This is a genomic window from Dolichospermum sp. UHCC 0259, assembly GCF_009711935.1.
Lineage (GTDB): Bacteria > Cyanobacteriota > Cyanobacteriia > Cyanobacteriales > Nostocaceae > Dolichospermum.
Map to the genome: position 1 here is coordinate 1 of NZ_VIKX01000054.1, position 607 is coordinate 607.

A 607-nucleotide genomic window follows, 5' to 3' on the forward strand; every position below is an offset into this window, starting at 1 on the left:
TTTTCTCCATAAAAGAGGCGCAAGAGCCGAAACTTTTAAGAGAGGGAGTATCGGCTAAATTATCCAAAACCCGCTGACGATGTTCCACAACTGAACTGTACCAACTTCCCTTCATCGAGTCAGGTGCATCATGTTGAATCTTTAACTTGAGTAAATGAGCTAATAAAATTTTGAGATTACTTTTGAGCGTATTCTTCTCTGATTTACCCAAATCAACTAACTCCTCAATCAAATGCTGAATATCTAGCGACTCAAATTCATGATTCTGTAACTGCTGAATTGTTTGCTCAATCCATAATTGCAAATCGCTATCATATAGGGTGTTAGACATCTTTTTAGATTTACTCCCAGTGCAAATTTTGATTTAGTGAAGTAAGAAAATTAAGCCATCAAACTCTTATCTTTTCCCTCCTACTGTATTTAGGGCTTGCTGATAGCGTAGCGTGGCGTAAGCCATATAAACATAGAACTTAGATATATCAAGAGTTTGAAGGTAAAAAAGGTGAATCAGATGCAAGGAATAAGGGTTGAAATTAGCAAAAACCTATCACTTGACCAGATTTAATACTATTCTTCTCTTCTTCTAATTCTTCCTCCTGACTCCTGA

At 36.4% G+C, this 607-nt stretch carries 1 protein-coding gene; it reads right to left on the minus strand.

The genetic code is table 11. The features are described from left to right. Nucleotides 1-331, minus strand: a 331-nt coding sequence (locus tag FJR05_RS04380; protein ID WP_168642977.1) for a DUF29 domain-containing protein, incomplete at its 3' end; no start/stop codon positions are given. Between the last annotated feature and the right edge of the window lie 276 nt (nt 332-607).